This is a genomic window from Pseudomonas xionganensis, from assembly GCF_009763245.1.
Taxonomy (GTDB): domain Bacteria; phylum Pseudomonadota; class Gammaproteobacteria; order Pseudomonadales; family Pseudomonadaceae; genus Aquipseudomonas; species Aquipseudomonas xionganensis.
The window spans coordinates 2,051,161-2,075,584 of the sequence record NZ_WKJZ01000001.1 but is presented as its reverse complement, the minus strand read 5'-3'; the positions used below and the strand labels follow the sequence as shown (position 1 = coordinate 2,075,584).

General features: G+C 63.4%; 21 protein-coding genes. 10 read left to right on the top strand and 11 right to left on the bottom strand.

Annotated features, from left to right (window positions below; translation table 11 throughout):
- Positions 1-5 precede the first annotated feature (5 nt).
- Positions 6-872: an outer membrane protein OmpK gene (locus tag GJV18_RS09695; RefSeq protein ID WP_160344859.1), complete on the top strand. Its 867-nt coding sequence runs from the start codon at positions 6-8 to the stop codon at positions 870-872.
- 177 nt (positions 873-1,049) lie between these two features.
- Here GJV18_RS09695 and GJV18_RS09690 read toward each other — a convergent pair whose 3' ends face one another.
- Together GJV18_RS09690 and moaA are read right to left on the bottom strand one after the other, a co-directional pair.
- The gene (locus GJV18_RS09690) at positions 1,050-1,865 is read right to left on the bottom strand and encodes a substrate-binding periplasmic protein (RefSeq protein ID WP_160344857.1); all 816 of its coding nucleotides are present in this window, start codon (positions 1,863-1,865) and stop codon (positions 1,050-1,052) included.
- A gap of 70 nt (positions 1,866-1,935) precedes the next feature.
- The gene (gene moaA, locus GJV18_RS09685; RefSeq protein ID WP_160344855.1) at positions 1,936-2,931 is read right to left on the bottom strand and encodes a GTP 3',8-cyclase MoaA; all 996 of its coding nucleotides are present in this window, start codon (positions 2,929-2,931) and stop codon (positions 1,936-1,938) included.
- A gap of 217 nt (positions 2,932-3,148) precedes the next feature.
- On the opposite strand from moaA, the gene GJV18_RS09680 reads away from it, so the two are divergent.
- The gene (locus GJV18_RS09680) at positions 3,149-3,793 is read left to right on the top strand and encodes a TetR/AcrR family transcriptional regulator (RefSeq protein WP_160344853.1); all 645 of its coding nucleotides are present in this window, start codon (positions 3,149-3,151) and stop codon (positions 3,791-3,793) included.
- 334 nt (positions 3,794-4,127) lie between these two features.
- Here GJV18_RS09680 and GJV18_RS09675 read toward each other — a convergent pair whose 3' ends face one another.
- Positions 4,128-4,565 (bottom strand): GlcG/HbpS family heme-binding protein, encoded by a 438-nt coding sequence (locus GJV18_RS09675; protein WP_160344851.1) that lies wholly within the window; start codon positions 4,563-4,565, stop codon positions 4,128-4,130.
- Positions 4,566-4,901: 336 nt separating this feature from the next.
- Here GJV18_RS09675 and gcl point away from each other — a divergent pair, with 336 nt between their 5' ends.
- The 8 genes from gcl to GJV18_RS09635 all read left to right on the top strand — a co-directional run bounded on the left by gcl (position 4,902) and on the right by GJV18_RS09635 (position 14,382).
- The gene (gene gcl / locus GJV18_RS09670; protein ID WP_160344849.1) at positions 4,902-6,677 is read left to right on the top strand and encodes a glyoxylate carboligase; all 1,776 of its coding nucleotides are present in this window, start codon (positions 4,902-4,904) and stop codon (positions 6,675-6,677) included.
- 123 nt (positions 6,678-6,800) lie between these two features.
- A complete protein-coding gene (gene hyi, locus GJV18_RS09665; RefSeq protein WP_160344847.1) occupies positions 6,801-7,583 on the top strand; it encodes a hydroxypyruvate isomerase in 783 nt (260 codons plus the stop codon).
- A gap of 13 nt (positions 7,584-7,596) precedes the next feature.
- Positions 7,597-8,487 (top strand): 2-hydroxy-3-oxopropionate reductase, encoded by an 891-nt coding sequence (locus GJV18_RS09660; RefSeq protein WP_160344845.1) that lies wholly within the window; start codon positions 7,597-7,599, stop codon positions 8,485-8,487.
- 265 nt (positions 8,488-8,752) lie between these two features.
- On the top strand, positions 8,753-10,027 hold the full coding sequence (locus tag GJV18_RS09655) for a glycerate kinase type-2 family protein (protein ID WP_160344843.1): 1,275 nt from the start codon (positions 8,753-8,755) through the stop codon (positions 10,025-10,027).
- A complete protein-coding gene (pyk, locus tag GJV18_RS09650) occupies positions 10,024-11,439 on the top strand; it encodes a pyruvate kinase (protein ID WP_160344841.1) in 1,416 nt (471 codons plus the stop codon). Before GJV18_RS09655 ends, pyk begins: the two co-directional genes overlap by 4 nt.
- A gap of 330 nt (positions 11,440-11,769) precedes the next feature.
- Positions 11,770-12,720, top strand: coding sequence for an urea transporter (locus GJV18_RS09645; protein ID WP_160346068.1), 951 nt, complete (start codon positions 11,770-11,772; stop codon positions 12,718-12,720).
- A 39-nt stretch (positions 12,721-12,759) separates the two neighbouring features.
- Positions 12,760-13,599, top strand: coding sequence for an ion transporter (locus tag GJV18_RS09640; RefSeq protein WP_160344839.1), 840 nt, complete (start codon positions 12,760-12,762; stop codon positions 13,597-13,599).
- A 93-nt stretch (positions 13,600-13,692) separates the two neighbouring features.
- Positions 13,693-14,382, top strand: coding sequence for a DUF2459 domain-containing protein (locus GJV18_RS09635; RefSeq protein ID WP_160344837.1), 690 nt, complete (start codon positions 13,693-13,695; stop codon positions 14,380-14,382).
- On the opposite strand, the gene GJV18_RS09630 is transcribed toward GJV18_RS09635, so the two are convergent.
- The 8 genes from GJV18_RS09630 to acs all read right to left on the bottom strand — a co-directional run bounded on the left by GJV18_RS09630 (position 14,349) and on the right by acs (position 24,420).
- Entirely contained in the window at positions 14,349-16,157 is a 1,809-nt protein-coding gene (locus tag GJV18_RS09630) for a sensor domain-containing diguanylate cyclase (RefSeq protein WP_160344835.1), read from the bottom strand. The genes GJV18_RS09635 and GJV18_RS09630 overlap by 34 nt on opposite strands.
- 145 nt (positions 16,158-16,302) lie before the next feature.
- Positions 16,303-17,283, bottom strand: coding sequence for a transcriptional regulator ArgR (argR, locus tag GJV18_RS09625; protein ID WP_160344833.1), 981 nt, complete (start codon positions 17,281-17,283; stop codon positions 16,303-16,305).
- Positions 17,284-17,368: 85 nt separating this feature from the next.
- Positions 17,369-18,133, bottom strand: coding sequence for an ABC transporter ATP-binding protein (locus GJV18_RS09620; RefSeq protein WP_160344831.1), 765 nt, complete (start codon positions 18,131-18,133; stop codon positions 17,369-17,371).
- Between the two features lie 18 nt (positions 18,134-18,151).
- On the bottom strand, positions 18,152-19,264 hold the full coding sequence (locus tag GJV18_RS09615) for a succinylglutamate desuccinylase/aspartoacylase family protein (RefSeq protein WP_160344829.1): 1,113 nt from the start codon (positions 19,262-19,264) through the stop codon (positions 18,152-18,154).
- Positions 19,265-19,275: 11 nt separating this feature from the next.
- Complete coding sequence (locus GJV18_RS09610) at positions 19,276-19,974, bottom strand: ABC transporter permease (protein ID WP_160344827.1); 699 nt, start codon at positions 19,972-19,974, stop codon at positions 19,276-19,278.
- Positions 19,975-19,987: 13 nt separating this feature from the next.
- Entirely contained in the window at positions 19,988-20,677 is a 690-nt protein-coding gene (locus GJV18_RS09605; RefSeq protein WP_160344825.1) for an ABC transporter permease, read from the bottom strand.
- Positions 20,678-20,862: 185 nt separating this feature from the next.
- On the bottom strand, positions 20,863-21,642 hold the full coding sequence (locus GJV18_RS09600; protein WP_160344823.1) for an ABC transporter substrate-binding protein: 780 nt from the start codon (positions 21,640-21,642) through the stop codon (positions 20,863-20,865).
- 822 nt (positions 21,643-22,464) lie between these two features.
- Positions 22,465-24,420, bottom strand: a complete 1,956-nt coding sequence (gene acs / locus GJV18_RS09595) for an acetate--CoA ligase (protein WP_160344821.1) — start codon at positions 24,418-24,420, stop codon at positions 22,465-22,467.
- Positions 24,421-24,424 lie beyond the last annotated feature (4 nt).

Below are 24,424 nucleotides of genomic sequence, written 5' to 3'. Positions count from 1 at the left end.
AACCGATGAAGCTCAAGCACCTCCCCTACTCCATCGCCCTGGCCGGCGCAGTGTTCGCCAGCCAGCAGGCCCTCGCCGAAGGCCCACTATTCTGGCAGGACAACAGCCTGTCCTACCTGTACGGCGAAAGCTTTAACGAAGGTCAGTTCGACGAAGAACAGAAGACCCAGACCACCTTCACCTTCGAGCACGCCAGTGGCTGGGTTTGGGGCGATATGTTCGGCTTTGTCGACTATGTGCGCGCCGATAACACCCAGTCGCGCGGCAGCACCTTCGCCAACCTGGAACAGGAGCGCAAGAACAGCTTCTACTATATGGAGCTGTCGCCCCGTGTCAGCCTGAGCTGGCTGACCGGCCAGGACCTGTCCGTCGGCCCGCTCAAGGATGTCTACGCCGCCTTCACCTACGAGAAGGGCAACGGCGGCCCGGGCACCGAAAACTACCTGTACGGTATCGGCACCGCCTGGAACGCTCCCGGCTTCGCCTACCTGAATGCCAACCTGTATGCGGTCAAGGTCAACAACCACATCTTCTTCGACCATGACTTCAAGGCCTCGGACAAGGGCAACGGCCACACCTACCAGCTGACCGTCAGCGGCGCCTACCCCTTCGCCATCGGCGAGCAGGACTTCGTGATCGACGGTTATATCGACTGGCGCGCCCCGTCCAAGGACGCCGGCACCCAGACCTCGCTGGGCTCCTCCATCCAGATCAAGTGGGACGCCGGCAAGGCCCTGTTTGGTGAAGGCCGCAAGCTCTACGTGGGCACCGAGGTGAACATGTGGAACAACAAGTACGGCGTACGCCCGATCGACGGCTCCAAGGACTTCGATCAGACCGCGGTACAGGCCCTGGTCAAGTACCACTTCTAAGCGGCAAACCGGCAACACAAAAAGGGGGATAACCATCAGGTTATCCCCCTTTTTGCTGGCCCTATCCGAATAGCGTGTTGCTTTCGGTCAGTTGCACTGAGCCGGCAGCAGAACTGGATCGATAGGGTGCGCCGTGCGCACCCGTGATGCACGGCCAGTATGGGTGCGCACACGCGACTATTGTCCCTGCTTGGCCTTCTGCCGCTGAATAAAGTCGCGCTTCCACTGCTCCACGCCGATCAGCTCGGAATCCAGGTGAGCCTCGACCTGATACTTGGCTTTGAGCGCTGCCACGTCGTTCTGACGCTCCTGCAGGAAGCGGTCAAAACGCGCCAGCAGCTGGTCGTGCTTGCGCGTGGACAGGTGGTAGCTGCCACGTTCATGGGGCAGCCCGGCGTCGAAGATCAGGGCGCCGGGGCGCGAACTCAGGTTGTCCAGATAGTGGGTGGCCACCACCACGTTGAAATAGGCGCCGTCGCTGTCCTTCTTCAGGGCCTGGCGGATCATCTGGCGCAGGTCGTCGCTGTAGGTCAATTCAATGGCACCGGCCTCGATGCGTTGCTGATAGCCCCAGGGTGTCCAGCCCTTGACCATGGCCAGGCGCTTGATGCCCTCCAGGCCCTGGCCGTGACGCTTGGGCGCCACCAGCACGCCGTCCACATAGTCGACTACGCCCTGGCTGTAGCTCAGGGTCTGCCCGGCCTTCTGCGCCTGGGCCCAGCTGGGGCTGTCCGGGTACTTGAAGTCCACCTCGCCCTTGAGCAGGGCCGGCAGCAATTGCTCCACGGCCATGGGCCTGTAGCTCAGCTGCACCCCGCTATGGCCGGCGAACAGGTCGAACAGTTCGCGGGCAAAGCCCTGGTACTGGCCCTGGGCGTCGATGCTGTAGTGCGGGGCGAAAGCCAGTTTCTCCACGCCGATCACATAGCTTTCGGCGAGGCTGGTGCTGGAAAACACCAGGGCGAATAAACTGCAGGCGCGTGGAAGCTTCACGGCAACCCTCCGGGTGAGTGATGGATAAAGGAATCGGCTGATGGCCGCGAGCGGCGGCCAGGGGAGCGGATTAACCGCCGGTCATGCTCATAAACCTGACGACTTGAACCTGCTCGTCCTGCTGGAAGTGATGGCGCTCGGGCTTGAGCTGCAGGGCAGCCACCAGGGCCTCGCGCAGGCGCTGGCTGTCACCGGGATGGGCACGCATAAGCGCCTTCAAGTCCAGGGCATTGTCATGCCCCAGGCAGAGCACCAGCTTGCCTTCGGCGGTCACCCGCACGCGGTTGCAGTCGCCGCAGAAGTTATGGCTATGGGGCGAGATAAAGCCCACCTGGGTGTCACTGCCCAGCACCTGCCAGTAGCGCGACGGCCCGCCGGTGGTCTTGCTGCTGCGCACCAGCTGATGGCGCTGCTCGATACGGGCACGCACCTCATCGCTGGAGCAGAAGGTCTGCTGGCGCTGGTGGCTGACCACGCTGCCCAGGGGCATTTCCTCGATAAAGCTGATATCCAGACCGCGCGCGATGGCGAACTCGACCAGATCGAGCACCTCATCGTCATTGCGTCCGCTCTGCACCACGGTATTGAGCTTGATCTTGCTAAAGCCCGCGGCCCGGGCGGCCTCGATGCCGGCCAGCACCTGGTCGAGCTTGTCACGCCTGGTAAAGGCGGCAAAGCGCTCGCGCTGCAGCGAATCCAGGCTGATATTCAGGCGTTTGACCCCGGCCGCACGCAGTGCGCCAGCCATCTCGTGAAGCTGTGAGCCGTTGCTGGTAATGGCCAGGTCTTCCAGCTCCGGGCGCTGGCCCAGGCGTTCGAGCAGACTCAGCAGGTTCTTGCGCACCAGGGGCTCGCCGCCGGTGATGCGGATGCGCTTGACCCCCAGGCCGATAAAGGCATCGGCCACGGCATACAGTTCCTCCAGGCTGAGGATCTGCTCGCGGGGCGCGAACTGCATGTCTTCACCCATGCAGTAGGTGCAGCGGAAATCGCAGCGGTCGGTGACCGACAGCCGCAGATAGGTGATACGCCGACCGAAAGGGTCTACCAGCTGGGTGTTGTGCACGGCTTGTCTCCTGAAGCGCAAAGCGCCGAGACTTTTTGTTATGGAAGCAATAGGCAAGATGGAAACAGAAATTTCCGATCTTGTACACAATTACTTGACCAGCGAGTCAGAGAATCGCTCCAGGCCGCCTGGCGCCTGCTTGAGACTCGCGCAAGGCCGATGCTACCATGCCAGGCCGCCGCCCGGAGCCGGGCGCCATGCTTAATCACAGGGCCTTATGACCAGTATCCGCGAGCGCAATAGAGAGCTGATCCTGCGCGCAGCCAGTGAAGAATTCGCCGACAAGGGCTTCGCCGCCAGCAAGACCAGCGATATCGCGGCCAAGGCCGGGGTACCCAAGCCCAACGTCTACTACTACTTCAAATCCAAGGAAAACCTCTACCGCGAGGTGCTGGAAAGCATTATCGAACCGCTGCTGGACGCCTCCGCGCCGTTCAACCAGCCGGGTCGCCCGGGCGAGGTGCTCAAGGCCTATATCCGCTCGAAGATCCGCATTTCCCGCGAACTGCCCTTCGCCTCCAAGGTGTTCGCCAGCGAGATCATGCACGGTGCGCCGCACCTGTCGGCCGAGCAGACCGAGCAGCTCAATGCCCAGGCCAAGCACAATATCGCCTGTATCCAGCGCTGGATCGACCAGGGCCTGATGGCCGCGGTCGACCCGCATCATCTGCTGTTCAGCATCTGGGCCGCGACCCAGACCTACGCCGACTTCGACTGGCAGATCTCCACCGTCACCGGCAAGGCCAGCCTGGACGAAGCCGACTACGAAGCCGCCGCCCAGACCATCATCCGCCTGGTGCTCAAGGGCTGCGAGATCGACGAAAGCCAGCCGGCGGCCTCCGAGCTGGTAACCCGCGCCTGACCCTTTCTCGCCCCCGTTGATTCGTAGGGCGGATGTCGTTTTCTACATCCGCCAGAGCGGTGGATCGATAAAACGCGATCCACCCTACGCAGAAGCACGCAGACCCGTAGGGTGGATGTCGCGTCTACATCCACCACAACGGTGGATCGATAAAGCGCGATCCACCCTACGCAGAAGCACGCCGACCCGTAGGGTGGATGTCGCACAGCACATCCACCACAACGGTGGTTCGATAAAGCGCGATCCACCCTACACAGAAGCACGCCGACCCGTAGGGTGGATGTCGCGCAGCACATCCACCAGGGTGGTGGATCGATAAAACCCGGCCCAGCGGCTACACCACCCCTGCATCGGCCTGCAGGCCAACCGACTGCACGGCGCTGACCGCACATTGCTCATCGATATCCGAGGTGTCGCCGGTAATGCCGATGGCGCCGATCAGCTCGCCCTGGGCTGTACGGATCAGCACGCCACCCGGCGCCGGCACCAGATTGCCTTCAGCCAGATTGTTCACCGCCCCGATAAAGGCCGGACGCTGCTGCGCATCGGCGGCGATCAGGCGCGAGCCCTTGCCCAGGGCCAGGGCGCCCCAGGCCTTGCCGATGGCGATCTGCGGGCGCAGCAGGCTGGCGCCGTCCTCGCGCTGCAGGCTGATCAGGTGCCCGCCGGCATCCAGCACGGCCACGGTCAGGGGCGCCGCGCCAATCTCACGGCCCACGGCCAGGGCGCGGCTAGTCAGGGTGGTAGCGACATTCAGGTTCAACAGACTCATTTTCAACCTTCCTACTCAAGCAGAAATCTTCGGACAGGCCGCCCACCGGGTGCTCCAGGCAGGAGCGAAAGGCCGGCGACCACACAGAACTCGCCTCCACTATCCCAGCAGAAATAGAAATTTCAATAGTCGTACACAATATAAAGACTATTTGTATACATTTAGATCGAGACGCAGCGCAGCGCCGCGCGCACCCCAGCTAAAACGCCTGTTTTAAAAGATTTTTTCCCAGACGGATAAGCGGCCAATAAATTTGTTGACCCTCAGGTCAACTCATGAATAGAATCGGTCGCAGCTGTTTTGTATACAATCTGAAAACAAACGAGGCACAAGACAATGGCCAAAATGAGAGCAATCGAGGCCGCCGTACTGGTGATGCGCCGCGAAGGCGTTGACACTGCGTTCGGCATCCCCGGCGCCGCCATCAACCCCCTGTACGCTGCACTGAAGAAAGTCGGCGGTATCGACCACGTCCTGGCCCGCCACGTCGAAGGCGCCTCGCATATGGCCGAGGGTTACACCCGCACCAATGCCGGCAATATCGGCGTGTGCATCGGCACCTCCGGTCCGGCCGGCACCGACATGGTCACCGGCCTGTATTCGGCGAGCGCCGACTCCATCCCAATCCTCTGCATCACTGGGCAGGCACCGCGCGCCCGCATGCACAAGGAAGACTTCCAGGCCGTCGATATCACCAGCATCGTGGGGCCTGTGACCAAGTGGGCCACCACCGTGATGGAGCCCGGCCAGGTGCCGCGCGCCTTCCAGCGCGCCTTCTATGAAATGCGCAGCGGCCGCCCAGGCCCGGTGCTGATCGACCTGCCGTTCGACGTGCAGATGGCCGAGATCGAATTCGATATCGACGCCTACGAGCCCCTGCCGCTGGCCAAGCCGGCGGCCAACCGGGTGCAGGCGGAAAAAGCCATCGCCCTGCTCAATGAAGCCGAGCGCCCGCTGCTGGTCGCGGGTGGCGGTATCTTCAACGCCGACGCCGCCGACAAGCTGGTGGAATTCGCCGAGCTGACCGGCGTACCGGTGGTGCCGACCCTGATGGGCTGGGGCGTGATCCCGGATGACCACAAGCTGATGGTCGGCATGGTCGGTCTGCAGACCAGCCACCGCTACGGCAACGCCACCCTGCTGGAATCCGACCTGGTATTCGGTATCGGCAACCGCTGGGCCAACCGCCACACCGGTTCGGTGGACGTCTACACCCAAGGTCGCAAATTTATCCACGTCGACATTGAACCGACCCAGATCGGCCGCGTATTCAACCCGGATCTGGGCATCGTTTCCGATGCCGGCAGCGCCCTGGACGCTTTCCTTGAGGTAGCCCGCGAGTGGCAAGCCGCCGGCAAGCTGAAGGATCGCAGCGCCTGGGTCGAGTCCTGCCGCGAGCGCAAGCGCACCCTGCAGCGCAAGACCCACTTCGACAACGTGCCGGCCAAGCCGCAGCGTGTGTACGAGGAGATGAACGAAGCCTTCGGCAAGGACACCTGCTACGTCAGCACCATCGGTCTGTCGCAGATCGCCGGCGCGCAGTTCCTGCATGTGTACAAGCCGCGCCACTGGATCAACTGCGGTCAGGCCGGCCCCTTGGGCTGGACCATCCCGGCGGCGCTGGGCGTGGTCAAGGCCGACCCGACCCGCAAGGTGGTGGCGCTGTCCGGCGACTACGACTTCCAGTTCATGATCGAGGAGCTGGCCGTCGGCGCGCAGTTCAACCTGCCGTACATCCACGTGCTGGTGAACAACTCCTACCTGGGCCTGATCCGTCAGGCGCAGCGCGGCTTCGACATCGACTACTGCGTGCAGCTGGCGTTCGAGAACATCAACGCGCCGGAAATCAACGGTTACGGCGTGGATCACGTGGCCGTGGTCGAGGGCCTGGGCTGCAAGGCGATCCGCGTGTTCGACCCCAACGAGCTGCAGAACGCCTTCGCCGAAGCCAAGCGCCTGATGGCCGAACACCGCGTGCCGGTGGTGGTGGAGATCATCCTGGAGCGGGTCACCAACATCTCCATGGGTACCGAGATCAACGCCATCAACGAGTTCGAGGAACTGGCCGAGCGCGGTGCCGATGCACCGACCGCCATCTCGCTGCTGGACTGACGCAACTAATCCCCTCTCCCGCTTGCGGGAGAGGGCTAGGGAGAGGGTTGCGTTACCACATCCCCTCTCCCCCGGCCCCTCTCCCATAAATGAGAGAGGGGAGACAAACAAAAGGAGCCAACCATGCCCCGTTTTGCTGCCAACCTGTCCATGCTGTTCACCGAGGTGGACTTTCTGGACCGCTTCGCCGCCGCCGCCCAAGCCGGTTTCAGCGGCGTGGAATACCTCTTCCCCTATGACTACCTGGTGGAAGATATCAAGGCCCGCCTGGACGCCAACCAGCTGACCCAGGTGCTGTTCAACCTGCCGGCCGGCGACTGGGCCGCTGGTGAGCGCGGTATCGCCTGCCATCCGGATCGGGTCGAGGAATTCCGTGCCGGCGTGGACAAGGCCATCGCCTACGCCCAGGTACTGGGCAATACGCAGATCAACTGCCTGGCCGGCATCCGCCCGCAGGGCTATGACTGCGCCACCGTCGAGGCGACTTTCGTCGACAACCTGCGCTTTGCCGCAGCCAAGCTCGAAGCCGCCGGCATCAAGCTGGTCATGGAAGCCATCAACACCCGCGATATCCCCGGCTTCTACCTCAGCACCACCAAGCAGGCCCTGGCCATTCGCGACAAGGTCGCAAGCTCCAACCTGTATCTGCAGTACGACATCTACCACATGCAGATCATGGAAGGTGACCTGGCCCGCACCGTGGAAAGCAACCTGACCGCCATCAACCACGTGCAGTTGGCCGACAACCCGGGTCGCAACGAGCCGGGCACCGGCGAGATCAACTACCGCTTTCTCTTCGAGCACCTGGACCGTATCGGCTACCAGGGCTGGATCGGCTGTGAATACAAGCCGGCAACCACCACCGCTGCCGGCCTCGGCTGGATGAAAGCGCACAACGCAATCTGAGGAGACTCTACTCATGGCTAAAATCGGATTTATCGGCACCGGCATCATGGGCAAGCCCATGGCTCAGAACCTGCAGAAAGCCGGCCACACCCTGTTCTTCTCCGAGCACTTCGAGAAGGCCCCGGCCGAGCTGATCGGCGACAACGGCATCGGCCTGGCCAACCCGCGTGAAGTGGCCCAGGAAGCCGAGTTCATCATCATCATGGTGCCGGACACCCCCCAGGTCGAAGACGTGCTGTTCCGCAAGGACGGTGTCGCCGAGGGCGTGGGCGCCGGCAAGGTGGTGATCGACATGAGCTCGATCTCCCCCACCGCCACCAAGGTCTTCGCCGAGAAGATCAAGGCCACCGGCGCCGCCTACCTGGACGCCCCGGTGTCCGGCGGTGAAGTGGGCGCCAAGGCCGCCACCCTGAGCATCATGGTCGGTGGCTGCCCGAATGCCTTCGAGCGCGCCCTGCCGCTGCTGCAGGCCATGGGCAAGAACATCACCCGCGTCGGCGGCAACGGCGACGGCCAGACCGCCAAGGTGGCCAACCAGATCATCGTCGCCCTGAACATCCAGGCAGTGGCCGAGGCCCTGCTGTTCGCCGCCAAGAACGGCGCCGATCCGGCCAAGGTACGCGAGGCACTGATGGGCGGTTTCGCCGGCTCGAAGATCCTCGAAGTGCACGGCGAGCGCATGATCAAGGGCACCTTCGATCCGGGCTTCCGCATCAGCCTGCACCAGAAGGACCTCAATCTGGCGCTGAGCGGCGCCCGCGAGCTGGGCCTGAATCTGCCCAACACCGCCAACGCCCAGCAGGTGTTCAGCACCTGTGCGGCCATCGGCGGCGCTGGCTGGGACCACTCGGCGCTGATCAAGGGCCTGGAGCATATGGCCAACTTCAATATCCGCGGCGAGTAACACAGCACCCTCTCCCCCAGCCCCTCTCCCGCATGCGGGAGAGGGGCGCAACATCGCGGCGCTGGTCTTGATCCCGTGCCGCGACCAGTCCCCTCTTCCATTCATGGGAGAGGGTTAGGGAGAGGGGGTGTTTTCGCCAACCCTTTCGATCTGCCCGGCAGGCGGTGTCACGGCCTGTCAGCCGGGTGGATCGATTCCAGTGCAGAGCGGCTTGAGCCAGGCCGCTGCGCACTAGAATCAGAGTTGAACAACCAGAGAGATCGCCATGACCCTCGATCCGCAACGTCTGCTACGTGACCTATTCGCCAGCGCCATCGACGCCGCCCACCCGCGCCAGGTGCTGGCCGACTTTCTCCCGGCCGAGCGCAACGGCCGCGTCGTCGTCATTGGCGCCGGCAAGGCTGCCGCGGCCATGGCCGAGGTGGTCGAGCGCGAATGGCAGGGCGAGGTCAGCGGCCTGATAGTGACCCGCTACGAGCACGGTGCCAACTGCCAGAAGATCGAGGTGGTGGAAGCCGCCCACCCGGTGCCGGACGATGCCGGTGAACGCGTGGCGCGTCGAGTGCTGGAGCTGTGCTCGGGCCTCGGCGAAGACGACAAGGTGATCTTCCTGCTCTCCGGCGGTGGCTCGTCCCTGCTGGCCCTGCCGGCCGAGGGCATCACCCTCAAAGACAAGCAGGCCGTCAACAAGGCGCTGCTCAAATCCGGCGCCACCATCGGCGAGATGAACTGCGTGCGCAAGCACCTCTCGGCGATCAAGGGCGGTCGTCTGGCCAAGGCCTGCTGGCCGGCCAGCGTCTACACCTATGCGATTTCCGACGTACCGGGCGACGAGGCTACGGTGATCGCCTCCGGTCCCACCGTGGCCGACCCCACCACCTCGGCCGAGGCCCTGGCCATTCTCGCCCGCTATGGCATCGAGATTCCGGCCAATGTGCGCGCCTGGCTGCAGAACCCGGCCTCGGAAACGGTCAAGCCCGGCGACCCGGTGCTGTCGCGCAGCCATTTCCAGCTGATCGCCCGCCCCCAGCAGTCCCTGGATGCGGCCGCCGCCAAGGTGCGTGAAGCCGGCCTGAATGTGCTGATTCTCGGCGACCTGGAAGGCGAATCCCGCGAGGTGGCCAAGGTGCATGCCGGCATCGCCCGCCAGGTGCTGCTGCATGGCCAGCCAGTCAAGGCGCCCTGCGTGATTCTCTCCGGTGGCGAAACCACGGTGACCGTGCGCGGCAATGGCCGTGGCGGGCGCAATGCCGAATTCCTGCTGAGTCTCACCGACAGCCTCAAGGGCCTGCCCGGCGTCTACGCCCTGGCCGGCGACACCGATGGCATCGACGGCTCGGAAGACAACGCCGGCGCCCTGATGACCCCGGACAGCTATGCCCGCGCCGCCGCCCTGGGGCTCAGCAGCAGCGATGAACTGGACAACAACAACGGCTATGGCTACTTCGCCGCCCTGGATCAACTGATCGTCACCGGGCCGACCCGTACCAATGTCAACGATTTCCGCGCCATTCTGATCCTCGAAGGTTCTGCCCAATGAATGCCAACAAGAAAGTGAAGATCCTCGCCACCCTCGGCCCCGCCATCAGTGGCGTGGCAGCTGTCCGTCAGCTGGTGGAAAACGGCGTCAATCTGTTCCGCCTCAACTTCAGCCACGGCGAGCACGCCGACCACGCCCAGCGCTACCAGTGGGTGCGCGAGGTGGAGCGCGAGCTGAACACCCCCATCGGCATCCTCATGGACCTGCAGGGGCCGAAGCTGCGCGTCGGTAAATTTGCCGAAGGCAAGGTGCAGCTGGTCAACGGGCAGAGCCTGCGCCTGGACCTGGACAGCACTCCGGGCGATGCCAGCCGGGTCAACCTGCCCCACCCGGAAATCATCGAAGCGCTGCAGCCGGGCATGAGCCTGCTGCTGGACGATGGCCGCCTGCGCCTGCAGGTCACCGCCAAGGAGCGCGACGCGGTGATCACCCAGGTGATCGCCGGCGGCGAGCTGTCCGACCGCAAGGGGGTCAACGTACCCGAGGCGGTGCTGCAGCTGAGCCCACTGACCGAGAAGGATCGCCGCGACCTGACCTTCGGCCTGGAGCTGGGCGTGGACTGGGTGGCGCTGTCCTTCGTCCAGCGCCCCGAAGACATCATCGAGGCCCGCGAGCTGATTCAGGGCAAGGCTTTCCTGATGGCCAAGATCGAGAAGCCCTCGGCGGTGCAGCATCTGGAAGAAATCGCCCGCCTGTGCGACGCGATCATGGTCGCCCGCGGCGACCTGGGCGTGGAAGTGCCGGCCGAGAACGTGCCACGCATCCAGAAGGACATTATCCGCACCTGCCGCCAGCTCGGCCGGCCGGTGGTGGTGGCCACGCAGATGCTCGAATCCATGCGCTTCTCCCCGGCACCGACCCGCGCCGAGGTCACCGACGTGGCCAATGCCGTGGCCGAAGGGGCCGATGCGGTGATGTTGTCGGCGGAAACCGCCTCCGGTGACTACCCCCAGGAAGCGGTGCAGATGATGAGCAAGATCATCCGCCAGGTGGAGAACGGCCCGGACTTCCAGGCCCAGCTCGACGTCAGCCGCCCCGAAGCCGAGGCCACCGCCAGCGACGCCATCAGCTGCGCCATCCGCCGCATCAGCGCCATCCTGCCGGTGGCGGCCCTGGTCAACTATACGGAATCGGGCAGCTCCAGCCTGCGCGCCTCCCGCGAGCGGCCCAAGGCGCCGATCCTCAGCCTGACCCCGAGCCTGGACACCGCGCGCCGCCTGTCCGTGGCCTGGGGCGTGTACTCAGTGGTCAACGAGCGTCTGCACAAGGTCGAAGACGTCACCCGCACCGCCCTGGAAATCGCCCAGGCGCAAGGCATGGCCCAGGCCGGCGACACCCTGGTGATCACCGCCGGCGAGCCCTTCGGCCAGCCGGGCAGCACCAATAGCCTGCGCATCGAAACCCTGCGTTAGCGGGCCGCCCCGTAGGGTGGATGACGCTTCCCCCATCCACCAACCGCGATGGTGGATGAAAAAAGCGTCATCCACCCTACAGCGTCTAGCAGGCCGTTGAAAAACTACCTGCGTGGGCAATCCTGCGTTAAAAACGGCCTCAAAATGCTCATTTACAACACGTAAACTCCGCTTTTTCGGCCGCTTTTGCCTTGTCTTGCCTGCCTCGCCTACGTTTTTCAACGGCCTGCTAGCGATGCGACCCTACAGCACTATCCCACGCTGGCTTTGCCAGTTTGCAGGCGCCCATAACGGGCGCCTCTTTTTATGGCGGATCAGTCCGAAACCAGCATGTCGCCACGCCCCTTCTACCAAGCCGCGCTACGTGGTCTCCACTCCCTGCTTAACGGCTTTAGCCAGATCTTTCTGCAGACCCATGCCGGCTGCGGCCTGCTGGTGCTGCTGGCCATCGCCATTGGCGCACCGCACTTGTTGGCTGGCGCCCTGCTTGGCGCGCTCGGCAGCACCCTGACCGCCCGCTGGCGCGGCTACCCCGGGGCCGATATCGCCATGGGCTTGTATGGTTACAACGGCATCCTGCTCGGCCTGCTGCTCAGCCTGACAATCGACTGGTCAGCGTTGCTGGCCCTGCTGATTATCACCAGCGCCGCCCTCTCCAGCCTGCTGCTCGCCCCCTGGATGCGGCGCATGCGCGAGCACCGATGGCTGCCGGCCTTTACCTTCCCCTTTGTTGCTCTGGGCTGGCTGCTGCTCTGGCTGACGGCTCCCCTGCACTTGCCAGCGCAGTCGGAGGCGGTCAACGCGCAGGCATCACTCAGCTGGCTGACCAGCCTGGAGGCGACCGTGCGAGGCCTGGGTCAGGTGATCTTTCTCGACCATCCCCTGGCCGGGCTGTGCCTGTTTATCGGCCTGTGGCTGGCCGACCGGCATGCCGCCTGCTGGGCGCTACTGGGCTCGGCCGGCGGCCTGGCCCTGGCACTGTACCAGTCTTGGCCAACCCAAGGCGCCAGCGCCGGCCTGTATGGCTATAACGCCGCCCTGGCCGCCATCGCCCTCGGCCAGGTGCATCGGCGCCCCTGGCTGCCGCTCCTGGGAATTGTCCTGGCATTGCTGCTGCAACCCGGCTTCAGCGCCCTGGGCCTGCCGGCCCTGACCATGCCCTTTATCCTCAGCTGCTGGCTGATCAGCGCCAGCCGGCGCCTGCTGCAACAGGCCGCAGACGACTGCACACCCCTGCCCAGGCGGGACAAAGGCTTGCATCCACAGGATAAAACTCCCTAGGCTGGGTCCTTCCCGTCACCACCCGAGCCAACTCAGCCCATGGATAGCGCGCAAGACTGGCGCCAGCGCCTCTACACCATCATCTTCCATACCGACACCGAGGCCGGTCAGCGTTTCGACCGCTGGCTGCTGCTGACCATCCTGGCCAGCCTGGTGGTGGTGATGCTCGACAGCATCGACGAGATTCACAACCAGTACAGCCTGCCCCTGAACATTCTGGAATGGGGCTTTACCGCACTGTTCGCCATCGAATACGGGGTACGCCTGTACTGTTCGCCCAAACCGCTGCGCTATGCCTTCAGTTTCTTCGGCCTGATCGACCTGCTGGCCATCCTGCCGGCGATCCTGAGCCTGTTCTTCGCCGATGCCCAGTACCTGATGATCATCCGGGTCATCCGCATGCTGCGGGTCTTTCGCGTACTCAAGCTCAGCCCCTACCTGCGCCAGGCCAACTTTCTGCTCACCGCCCTGCGCGGCAGCAAGCAGAAGATCATCGTGTTTTTCGCCACCATTGCCACACTGGTCACGGTCTTCGGCACCCTGATGTATGTGATCGAAGGCCCCGCCAGCGGCTTTACCAGCATCCCGAAAAGCATCTACTGGGCGGTGGTGACGCTGACCACCGTGGGTTTCGGCGATATCGTGCCGAAAACGCCTCTGGGCCAGGCCCTGTCGACCCTGGTGATGATCACCGGCTACTCGATCATTGCGGTGCCGACAGGAATTTTCACGGCAGAACTGGCCAACGCCATGCGTGGCGAGCAGACACAAGGGCGCCCTTGCCCCCACTGTGACAAGCCACATCATGAAGCCGAAGCGGCCTTCTGCAGCCGCTGTGGCCAGAGCCTGTATCCGCGCCGCGCCAAGGACAGCGCTTAAGGCCCGCTCTGGCCTGGTTGTCCGTCAGCCGACCGATAGCGGCGGCCGCCGCGCTGATCTATGGTTGCCCGGTACCCCATGGATGCACCGCTGATGCGCACACGCTTGCTGCTCCTGCTGCTCCTTGTGCTGCCGCTTGGCTGCGCCGCCAACCCGGCAGCACCAGTCGCGCCGCTTTGCCCTGCTGGGCCCAGGGTGCAGGTGGTCGATCATGGTCTGCACACCGGCCTGGTGGTCAGCGCCGAAGCCCTGCTGCAACGCCTGCCGCAATTGGCCGAGGACTTTAGCCCCAGCGGCCATATCGAACTCGGCTGGGGCGACGCGAGCTTCTACCAGGCCGACGATCCCGGCGCAGGACAGGCCCTGCGCGCCCTGTTCGGCTCTGGCGGCAGCGTGCTGCATCTGCTGCAGATACCGAGCAGTGCCGCACGCTACTACTCCGGCGCCACAGTGCTGCACCTGAGCCTCGACGCCGCCGGCCAGCAGCGCCTGCTGGACAGTATCGCGGCGACCTTCAGCCCTGGCCCGGACGGCCGCCTGCGTCCCCTGGGCCCCGGCCTGCATGGCCATAGCCGCTTCTACCCGGCCAAGGGCCGCTACTCATTGTTCAATACCTGCAATACCTGGCTCGTTCAGGCCCTGGCCAGCGCCGGTCTGCCCCTGGCGTCCACCTTGGTGGTGACGGCCAAGGGCGCAATGGCGCAGCTGGCTGCGCACAGCTGCATAGACGCAGAAACAAGCCAGGCCACTCAGCAGTCAGCGGTATCAGCAGCGCCTGAATAAGCTGATCTGACCTGATTGCGGCCCCCGGCCTTGGCCGCATAGAGGGCACCATCGGCCGCACCGATCAGCGCCGCAATGGCCTGTGTATCCGCAGTCTCGGGCACACAGCTGGCCACGCCGATGCTCACGGTCAGCCTGAGCTGGCGCTTGGCCGTGACGATTTCGGCAACTGCCAGGGCCTGGCGGATACTCTCGGCCAGGGCGCAAGCCCCCTCGGCGTCGGTTTCCGGGAGAATGACCATAAACTCCTCACCACCGTAACGGCACAGCACATCGGCCGAACGTTTCAGGTAGGTCTGGATAATCTGCGCCACCTGTTTGAGCGCCGCATCGCCGCATTGGTGGCCATGGTTATCGTTGATCGCCTTGAAATGGTCGATATCCACCATCAGCACCGAGACCGGCCGTTTGTGCCGATAGGCCCTGGCCCACTCGGTGGCCAGCAGCTGATCCTGATAGGCGCGGTTGCGCGCCCCGGTCAGGCCATCGATGGTGTTCAGTTCACTCAGCAGTTGGTTCTTGCCTTCCAACTCGGCCAGCGCCGTATTGAGTTCCCGAGTACGCTCCGCCACCCGCAACTCCAGGCGCTGGCGAGCCTCCTGCTCGATCTTGACGTTGGCCTCCTTGAGCAGACGCATGCGGTCAGCCAGGGCAAAGGCCAGCAGAATCATCTGCAAGGCCGAGCCGATCTGCAGGCCGTTCTCGGTAATCGAGTTACCGGGCAGCAGGTGAAAGGTTTTCAGTGCGTACATGGCCATCCCCACCAGCAGCACACTAAACGCCAGAAGAAAGAAGCGCGCCTGGCGATAGCCCCTGAGCAGGCTGTTGGCCCCGACACAGAACACCACGATAGGGCCGATGACCCCCACCGCCGACGCCAGGCGGATGGCCGGGTTGTAAGGCATGAACAGGCTGCCCAGAGCCGTCAGAACCAGGGCCAGAGCGGTGAACTTGAGCAGGCGATCCATAGACGAAGCACTGCTGCCCGTGCGCAGAAAGGTACGGGTCAACAGCATCAGGGCAAACATCGACAAACAGATCAGAAACGGCAGTGCCCGGTTGTTCCAGGCCGGGGCATCGGGCCACAGATGCTCGAAGGCCAAGCCATTGAGGGTCATCTGGAACAGCGCATAGGAGCCGATATAGAAAATGTAATAGAGGTAACTGTTATCCCGGATCGACACATAGCTCAGCAGGTTGTACAGCAGCAGAGAGAGCAAAATGCCGTAGTAGAGCCCCAGTACATACTGTTCGTGGCGCGAGTCGGCAACAAACTGCTCAGGGCGGGTCAATACCGCTGGCAACTGCAGCGAACCATCGGTCTGCACCCGGATATAAAGCCAGACCGGCTCATTCAGCGGCATGGGCAGCAACACGGTGAAGTGCCGATTGCGAATGCCGCGGCTGGCGAACGGCCGCCGATCACCGCCATGGGCCGCCTGCAGCACCTCGCCGTTCATATCCAGCAGGTACACATCGACATGATCCAGTGGCGGGTAGCGCACTTCCAGCAGCCAGTTCTCGTCACTGCCGGGCTGCAGCAACTGGGTACGAAACCAGTAGCGGGCCTGGGTGAAGCCGAAATTGGGCATCTCGCTGGAGTGCTGGGTGTAGGCGCTGTCGGGCAGCAGGAAGGCGGAGTGGACATCCTCGGCCAGCAGTGGGCCGGAGAAATATTGCAGATGGGCATTGAGTTCGAGGCGCGAACTGCGCTCATCGAGAATCAGCGGCGTATCCGCCCAGACGGATCCCGGGCAGAGCAGTAGCAGAGCCAAGCAGTAGCACAACAGGCCAGTTGATAAGCGCATTTTTATAGTTATCCGGCTTATGTGGGCATCATCCTATGCCACTTTCCGGTGCAACGGTAGCGTCTGGCCAGCAGACCGCAGCAGACCGCCCAGGGCGGCCGGCAGGTGCGACTCAGCCGCGCTCGGCCGGTGCCGGGCTTAGCTCGAAAGGACTGTTGCTGCGCCGCTGGTTGCGGTCTTCGCGCGGCGTGGCGCCGAAGAAGTTGCGGTAGGCGCTGGAGAAGTGCGGGCCCGAGGAGAAACCGCAGGACAGGCCGATCTGGATGATCGACTTGCTGGTCTGCATCAGCAACTGGCGCGCCTTGTTCAGGCGCAGTTCCAGGTAGTACTGGCTGGGCACACGGTTGAGGTACTGCTTGAAGATGCGCTCCAGCTGCCGCCGCGACACGCACACATGCTGGGCGATCTCGTCGGTGGTCAGCGGTTCTTCGATATTGGCTTCCATCAGCAGCACCGCCTGGGTCAGCTTGGGATGGCTGGAGCCCAGGCGGTTCTGCAGCGGAATGCGTTGGCGCTCACCGCCTTCACGGATGCGCTCCACCACCAGTTCCTCGCTCACCGCACCGGCCAGTTCGGCGCCATGGTCGCGGGCCAGCAAGGCCAGCAGCAGATCGAGTACCGCCAGACCGCCACAGGCGCTCAGCCGGTCGCGATCCCAGTCGAACAGATGGCTGGTGGCGATCACCTTGGGGAAACGCTCGGTAAAGTCATCCTGCCAGCGCCAGTGCACCGAAGCGCGGTAGCCATCGAGAAGCCCCAGCTGCGCCAGGGGGTAGACCCCGGCGGCAATGGCGCCCAGAACGCATCCGCCGCGCACCAGCTGCTTGAGCGCCGCCCCCAGGGCCGAACCCACCGTGGCCGGTGGTTCGTCAGCCAGCAGAAAGACCTTCTGACAGCCCTCAAGGCGCCCCATCCAGGGTTCGCCCGGCAGCTGCCAGGCGCCCGGTTCGGGGGTTTCCGCCTGCATAAAGATCAGCTCGTAAACCACCTCCGGGTGCACCCGCTGAGCGACGCGCAGGGCTTCTTCGGCCAGGGCCAGCGTCAGGGGTTTGGTCGAGGGCCACAGCAAAAAGCCGATTCGGTGTGCATTCATGGGGTGCAGTTTAGGCTCTGTTGGGCTGTGGGAACATGATCGAAGGCAAACCAATTGTTGCCGCTGAAAAAATGGCGCCCGCCACTTACTTCAGGCTGCCGGACAAAAACTGCTGCAGGCGCTCGGATTGCGGGTTGACCAGCACCTCGCGGGGGTCGCCACGCTCCTCCACCACCCCCTTGTGCAGGAAGATCAGCTGGTTGGACACCTCGCGGGCAAAGCCCATTTCGTGGGTCACCACCACCATGGTACGGCCTTCCTGGGCCAGGTCCTGCATCACCTTGAGCACTTCACCGACCAGCTCCGGATCAAGGGCCGAGGTCGGCTCGTCGAACAGCATCACCTCAGGCTCCATGGCCAGGGCCCGGGCAATGGCCACGCGCTGCTGCTCGCCGCCGGACATATGGGCCGGATAGGCATCCTTGCGATGGGCCACGCCGACCTTGTTCAGGTAATGCTCAGCCTTCTCCAGGGCCTCCTTCTTGCTCATGCCCAGCACATGCACCGGCGCTTCGATGACGTTTTCCAGGGCGCTCATATGCGACCACAGGTTGAAGTGCTGAAAGACCATGGCCAGGCGCGAGCGCATGCGCTGCAGCTGTTTGGGATCGGCGGCCTTGAGCGCACCGTCCTTGTTGGCCACCAGCTTGAGTTCCTCGCCATTGAGCAGGATCTTACCGCCGTGGGGTTGCTCGAGCATGTTGATGCAACGCAGAAAGGTGCTTTTGCCCGAACCGCTGGAACCGATGATGCTGATCACGTCACCGGCCTTGGCGGCCAGGGACACACCCTTGAGCACTTCATGGTTGCCGTAACGCTTGTGCAGATCCTGAACTTCAAGTTTGTACATGGTTTCCACTCTCTGGAATCAGTCGCTGAGCAAGCGACCCTGGCGAATTGGGGTACGACCGGCCACCTTGGCCAGCCATAGACCGGGCTGAGCAAAGCGCATCCGTTCACGGGCATAGAGCACGCCACTGGTTTCGGCGTGGACAACACTGTGGCGATCGCTCAAGGGGTCGATCACCTCGAACAGGGCATCACCGGCCTTGACCTGGCAGCCGACCGGCTGCAGGAAGCTGACCACACCGGGATGCGGCGCATAGACATACTGGGTGCCACTGAAGGGCGTGGCCTCGCAGCACTGGCTGGGGGCCGCCGGCCAGTCACCGGCGATCAGCCCCTGCTCGGCGAGGAACGCGAGAATATGCTCGGCACTGGCCTGAGCCTGCTGCCGCTCGGTATCGGCCATGCCCCCCAGCTCCACGGTCACCGCCAGGCAGCCCTGGGGAATCTGCGCCTGCGGGAAGCGGCGAGCCAGGGCCAGCCAGGGCAAGGCGCAGGCTTCATCGAAGGAACTGCCACCGGAGTCTTCCACGGTCAACGCCGCGGCAGCCTGCAGGCGTGCAGCCAGGGGCTGCAGCTGTGGCCACTGCTGCGGCAACAGATAAAGGTGCACCGCCGCCTCAAAATCGCAGTGCAGATCGAGCACCAGATCGGCATCGCAGGCATGCCGCAAGAGCAACCGCTGCAGGCCCTGCAACTCGGACTGGGCCGGCGCCAGGGCATCCAGGGCGTCACGCATCGCGGCACGGATCAGCCGCACATTGCCCGGCCCATCCTCGCCCAGACGCCCCTCAAGGGCGGGGGCCACCAGCTCGGCCAGGTCAACGAAATCACGGTTGAAATTCTTGCCACTGGCGAACTCGAAGCGACCCTGCTGCGCCGCCTGGAACACCTGACCTAGGCCAATGGGATTGGCCACAGGCACCAGTTCGATCACCCCGGTCAGCCGTCCCTGGGTCTCCAGCTCCGCCAGGCGGCGCTTGAGCTCCACCGCCACACGCATGCCCGGCAGCTCGTCGGCATGCAGGCTGGCCTGGATATAGGCCTTGCATGGGCCGCTGCCGAATCTGAACACCGTCAGCTGGCGTTCAGTGCCGGGGCAACTCCAGGGCAATGGCTGATCGATACGCTGCATGGTCGCTCGCCTCAGGCCTTGCGCGGGGCCAGGTAGGCCAGCCAGCGGCGCTCGGCCAGCTTGAACAGACGCACCAGGATAAAGGTCAGCACCAGGTAGAACAGGCCGGCGGTGATAAAGGCCTCGAAGGGCAGGTAAAACCGCGAACTGACGGTACGCGCCGCGCCGGTGATGTCCACCAGGGTGACGATGGACGCCAAAGAGGTGGTGTGCAGCATCATGATCACCTCGTTGCTGTACTGCGGCAGCGCCCGGCGCAGGGCCGAAGGCAGGAGGATGCGGCGGTACAGCTTGGCCCGCGACATGCCCATGGCCTTGGCCGCCTCGATTTCGCCAGGGGGCGTGGCCTTTAGGCTGCCGGCGAGGATCTCGGCCGAGTAGGCGCTGGTGTTGATGGCAAAGGCCAGGCAGGCGCAGAAGGTGGCACTGGACAGGTAGGGCCACATAAAGCTGGTCCGTACCGCCTCGAACTGGGCCAGGCCGTAATAGATCAGAAACAGCTGCACCAGCATCGGCGTGCCGCGGATCACATAGGTGTAGAGCCAGGCCGGGAAGTTGACCCAGGCCGACTTGGACACGCGCATCAGGCCCAGGGGAATGGCCAGGGCCAGGCCGCCGGCCAGGGCGATCAGGAGGATCTTCAGGGTTACCAGCACGCCGCCGAAATACAGCGGCAGGCTGTCCCAGATCACGGAGAAATCAAAGATCATCGAGGCTCCCCTGTCACAGATCGGCGGCTTTGGTGCCGACCGAATAACGTTTTTCCAGGAAACGCAGGGCCAGCAGCGACACGCTGGTCAGCACCAGATACAGACCGGCAACGGCCAGGTAGAAGGTGAACGGCTCGCGGGTGGCATCGGCGGCATTCTTGGCCTTGAACATCATGTCCTGCAGACCCACCACGGAAATCAGCGCGGTGGCTTTGGTCAGCACCAGCCAGTTGTTGGTGAAGCCGGGAATGGCAAAGCGGATCATCTGCGGCACCAGGATGCGGAAGAACACCTGCAGATTGCTCATGCCGTAGGCGGCGCCGGCCTCGGCCTGGCCCTTGGGGATGGCCATAAAGGCACCGCGGAAGGTTTCCGACAGGTAGGCACCGAAGATAAAGCCCATGGTGCCGACGCCGGCGATAAAGGGGTTGATGTCGATATAGTCGTTGTAACCGAGCAGCGGCGCCACGCGGTTCACGATGTCCTGACCGCCGTAGAAGATCAGCAGGATCAGCACCAGATCGGGGATACCACGAATCACCGTGGCGTAGGCCTCACCCAGCAGGGCCAGCCACTTGATCGGCGACAGACGAAAGGCCGCACCGAGCAGACCGAGAAAGATGGCCACTGCAATGGACGAGAGCGCCAGCTGCAGGGTAAGCCAGGCACCGTCGAGGATGGTCGAGCCGTAGCCGTTGAGCATGATCCAGATACCTCATGCAAGCGCCGGACGGCGCCAGGGAGCAGATCGAAAACTATCGGGAGCAATTTTCACGTCGCTCCGCGACGGCCTGAAGGAGGACCACCAGAGCGGGTGGTCACACAGGTGTACAGCTCGGCAGGCCGCCGACCTGTACACCTTCAGTGAACGCGACTGGGAAAGCCGGATCAGTCGCCGTAGACGTTGAAGTCGAAGTACTTGGCCTGCACTTCTTCGTACTTGCCGTTGGCGCGAATGGCGGCGATGGCAGCGCTGATCTTGTCAGCCAGTTCCTTGTCACCCTTGCGCACGGCGATACCGGCACCCTGACCGAAGTATTTCTCCTCGGTGAAGTCCGGGCCGGCGAAGGCGAAGCCCTTGCCGGCGTCGGTCTTGAGGAAGCCCTCGTCGATATTCACCGAGTCGGCCAGGGTGGCGTCCAGACGACCGCTCTGCAGGTCGAGGAAGATCTCGTTCTGCGAGCCGTAGCGCACCACTTCGATACCGGCCGGGGCGAAGACGTCGCTGGCGTAGCGGTCATAGATGGAGGAGCGCTGCACCCCGACCTTCTTGCCTTTCAGATCAACCAGCGGGTCGCTGACGCTCATGCCTTCCTTCATCGCCAGCTTGGCCGGGGTGTGGTAGTACTTCTTGGTGAAATCCACCGACTTCAGGCGCTCTTCAGTGATAGACATGGAGGACAGCACGGCGTCGAACTTGCGCACCTTGAGAGCCGGGATCAGGCCGTCGAATTCCTGCTCGATCCACTGGCACTTGACCTGCATTTCGGCGCACAGGGCCTCACCGATGTCGTAGTCAAAGCCGCTGATGGCACCTTCCGGAGTCTTGAAGGCAAAGGGTGGGTAGGCTGCTTCGATGCCGATGCGCAGAGGCTTGGCATCCTCGGCCATGGCCAGTGGCGACAACATGGACAGCGCCAACGCGCCGAGAAGTGCAATCTTCTTCATCTTATGACTCCTTCAAATGGGAATGGCATCGGTTGGCAGCGAGTGCGAATGCGTATCCAGCCTTGCTTGAATTGTAGTGAGTCGTCGCAAAGCTGCGCGGCGTGCAGACGGCAAGCGGCTTACGGCGAGTGAGCGGCATTCTAGCGACAGGCCGAAAGTCGATATTTCCTCAATGCGACAACTAATTACAAAAGCCCAGGACGGGCAGGAGGGACATATTGACAGCTCCCGACAAATATGCAGGAACAGAATTGAAAGCTAACCGATATATTCAGCAATTAATGCGCCAGTTTTTGCCAGCCCAAGTAAATACAGGGCCTGCACGGGTTGTTTTATTTTCCAGCCCCCCATCGAGCGCACCTAAAACACCCACAAACGTTCCCGGACTGCCCAAAACAGCGCATAACGTTACCGCCCGGTGACAACCATAAAAGCCGATTTCCCTCGGCCTCCCAGGTTATTGATGTGCATGATTCCCCGACTCAAGATCTCGCGAGCTAGAGCCATGCAAGGCGCTACGTAGTAACAGCCTCCGGCTGGTCAAAACAGGCGAGACACGCAGCGCAGCGGAGTAACAGCCAGCGGCTGGCCCGTAGGGTGAGCGTAGCGAATCAAGCGGAGTGTACTTTTGTACATGAGCATGACTCGCTCCACTCGCCCTCCGGGTCGCGCTAAAGCGCGTTAGCCGCAAGCGGCTTGCCGAGCCTGTTTTTAACGCAGCAGGGCCGACGCGCAGCAGATCGCAACCAAACTCAAAGCACAACGCCCCGCCGCGGCTTGTGACCAGGGCGGGGCGTTGCATGCTGCGGACTAACTCAAGCGTCAGGCCGCCTGCATATCACGGTGGGTATCAATCAGGTGCTGCACCACGCCAGGATCGGCCAGCGTGGAGATATCGCCGAGTGCATCGTATTCGGCGGTGGCGATCTTGCGCAGGATGCGGCGCATGATCTTGCCCGAGCGGGTCTTCGGCAGGCCCGGGGCCCACTGAATAACGTCCGGCGAGGCAATCGGTCCGATTTCCTTGCGCACCCAGTTCTTCAACTCCTGGCGCAATTGCTCGGAAGGCTCTTCACCCCCGTTGAGGGTGACATAGACATAGATGCCCTGGCCCTTGATGTCGTGAGGCACGCCGACCACGGCAGCCTCGGCGACTTTCGGATGGGCAACCATGGCACTTTCGATCTCGGCGGTGCCCATGCGGTGCCCGGAGACGTTGAGCACGTCATCCACCCGGCCGGTGATCCAGTAGTAGCCATCCTCGTCGCGACGGGCGCCGTCTCCGGTGAAGTACATGCCCTTGAAGGTCTTGAAGTAGGTGTCGACGAAACGGTCGTGGTCGCCGTAGAGGGTACGCGCCTGACCCGGCCAGGAATCGATGATCACCAGGTTACCTTCGGCGGCGCCGTCGATCAGGTTGCCCATGTTGTCCACCAGGGCCGGCTGCACGCCGAAGAACGGACGGGTCGCCGAACCCGGCTTGAGCGCGGTGGCGCCGGGCAGCGGGCTGATCAGGATGCCGCCGGTTTCGGTCTGCCACCAGGTATCGACGATCGGGCAGCGCTCCTGGCCAACGGTCTTGTAGTACCAATTCCAGGCTTCCGGGTTGATCGGTTCACCCACCGAGCCGAGCAGGCGCAGGCTGGAGCCATCGGCGCCGGCAACCGCCGCATCGCCCTGCGCCATCATGGCGCGGATCGCGGTTGGGGCGGTGTAGAGGATATTGACCTTGTGCTTGTCGACGATCTGCGACACCCGGGTGATATCCGGGTAGTTCGGCACGCCCTCGAACAGCAAGGTGGTGGCGCCATTGGCCAGCGGGCCGTAGACGATATAGCTGTGGCCGGTGACCCAGCCCACATCGGCGGTGCACCAGTAGATGTCGCCCGGACGATAGTCGAACACCCGCTCATGGGTCAGGGCCGCATAGAGCAGGTAGCCGCCGGTGGTGTGCTGCACGCCCTTGGGCTTGCCGGTAGAGCCGGAGGTATAGAGGATAAACAGCGCTTCCTCGGCGCCCATTTCCTTCGGCGCGCAGACGCTGCCAGCCACCGCCATCAGATCTTCGTACCAGATGTCGCGATGGGGGTGCCACTTGATCTCGCCACCGGTGCGCTTGCACACGATGATCTTCTGCACGCTGGCGGTTTCCGGGTGGGTCAGAGCCTCGTCGACGTTGGCCTTGAGCGCGGTGCGCTTGCCGCCCCGCACGCCCTCGTCGGCGGTGATCACCACCTTGGACTGGCAATCGATAATGCGCCCGGCCAGAGCTTCCGGCGAGAAGCCGCCGAATACCACCGAATGGATGGCACCGATACGGGCGCACGCCAGCATGGCCACCACCGCCTCCGGGATCATCGGCATATAGATGGTCACCACATCGCCACGGTGCACGTCCTGGCCGCGCAGGGCGTTGGCGAACTTGCACACCTGCTCGTGCAGCTCGCGGTAGGTGATATTGCGGCTTTCCGCCGGGTCGTCGCCTTCCCAGATGATCGCCACCTGATCACCGCGCTCTTCCAGGTGACGGTCCAGGCAGTTGTAGGAAACGTTGAGGGTGCCGTCGGCGAACCACTTGATGTCCACATGGTGGTCGTCGAAGGAGGTCTGCTTGACCTTGGTAAAGGGCTTGATCCAGTCGAGGCGCTTGGCCTGCTCGCGCCAGAAGCCGTCCGGATTGATCACCGACTGCTGGTACATGGCCTTGTAGGTGGCCTCGTCAGTCAGCGTGGTGGCGGCCACTTCGGCACGCACGGGATACAGGGACGCAGCACTCATCAGA

What these genes read in the sequence shown, in the direction of transcription:
- GJV18_RS09695 (WP_160344859.1), top strand. Translation starts at nt 6, where the DNA reads ATGAAGCTCAAGCACCTCCCCTACTCCATCGCCCTGGCCGGCGCAGTG.
- GJV18_RS09680 (WP_160344853.1), top strand. Translation starts at nt 3,149, where the DNA reads ATGACCAGTATCCGCGAGCGCAATAGAGAGCTGATCCTGCGCGCAGCC.
- GJV18_RS09675 (WP_160344851.1), bottom strand. Translation starts at nt 4,565, where the DNA reads ATGAGTCTGTTGAACCTGAATGTCGCTACCACCCTGACTAGCCGCGCC.
- gcl (WP_160344849.1), top strand. Translation starts at nt 4,902, where the DNA reads ATGGCCAAAATGAGAGCAATCGAGGCCGCCGTACTGGTGATGCGCCGC.
- hyi (WP_160344847.1), top strand. Translation starts at nt 6,801, where the DNA reads ATGCCCCGTTTTGCTGCCAACCTGTCCATGCTGTTCACCGAGGTGGAC.
- GJV18_RS09660 (WP_160344845.1), top strand. Translation starts at nt 7,597, where the DNA reads ATGGCTAAAATCGGATTTATCGGCACCGGCATCATGGGCAAGCCCATG.
- GJV18_RS09655 (WP_160344843.1), top strand. Translation starts at nt 8,753, where the DNA reads ATGACCCTCGATCCGCAACGTCTGCTACGTGACCTATTCGCCAGCGCC.
- pyk (WP_160344841.1), top strand. Translation starts at nt 10,024, where the DNA reads ATGAATGCCAACAAGAAAGTGAAGATCCTCGCCACCCTCGGCCCCGCC.
- GJV18_RS09645 (WP_160346068.1), top strand. Translation starts at nt 11,770, where the DNA reads ATGTCGCCACGCCCCTTCTACCAAGCCGCGCTACGTGGTCTCCACTCC.
- GJV18_RS09640 (WP_160344839.1), top strand. Translation starts at nt 12,760, where the DNA reads ATGGATAGCGCGCAAGACTGGCGCCAGCGCCTCTACACCATCATCTTC.
- GJV18_RS09635 (WP_160344837.1), top strand. Translation starts at nt 13,693, where the DNA reads ATGCGCACACGCTTGCTGCTCCTGCTGCTCCTTGTGCTGCCGCTTGGC.
- argR (WP_160344833.1), bottom strand. Translation starts at nt 17,283, where the DNA reads ATGAATGCACACCGAATCGGCTTTTTGCTGTGGCCCTCGACCAAACCC.
- GJV18_RS09620 (WP_160344831.1), bottom strand. Translation starts at nt 18,133, where the DNA reads ATGTACAAACTTGAAGTTCAGGATCTGCACAAGCGTTACGGCAACCAT.
- GJV18_RS09615 (WP_160344829.1), bottom strand. Translation starts at nt 19,264, where the DNA reads ATGCAGCGTATCGATCAGCCATTGCCCTGGAGTTGCCCCGGCACTGAA.
- GJV18_RS09610 (WP_160344827.1), bottom strand. Translation starts at nt 19,974, where the DNA reads ATGATCTTTGATTTCTCCGTGATCTGGGACAGCCTGCCGCTGTATTTC.
- GJV18_RS09605 (WP_160344825.1), bottom strand. Translation starts at nt 20,677, where the DNA reads ATGCTCAACGGCTACGGCTCGACCATCCTCGACGGTGCCTGGCTTACC.
- GJV18_RS09600 (WP_160344823.1), bottom strand. Translation starts at nt 21,642, where the DNA reads ATGAAGAAGATTGCACTTCTCGGCGCGTTGGCGCTGTCCATGTTGTCG.
- acs (WP_160344821.1), bottom strand. Translation starts at nt 24,420, where the DNA reads ATGAGTGCTGCGTCCCTGTATCCCGTGCGTGCCGAAGTGGCCGCCACC.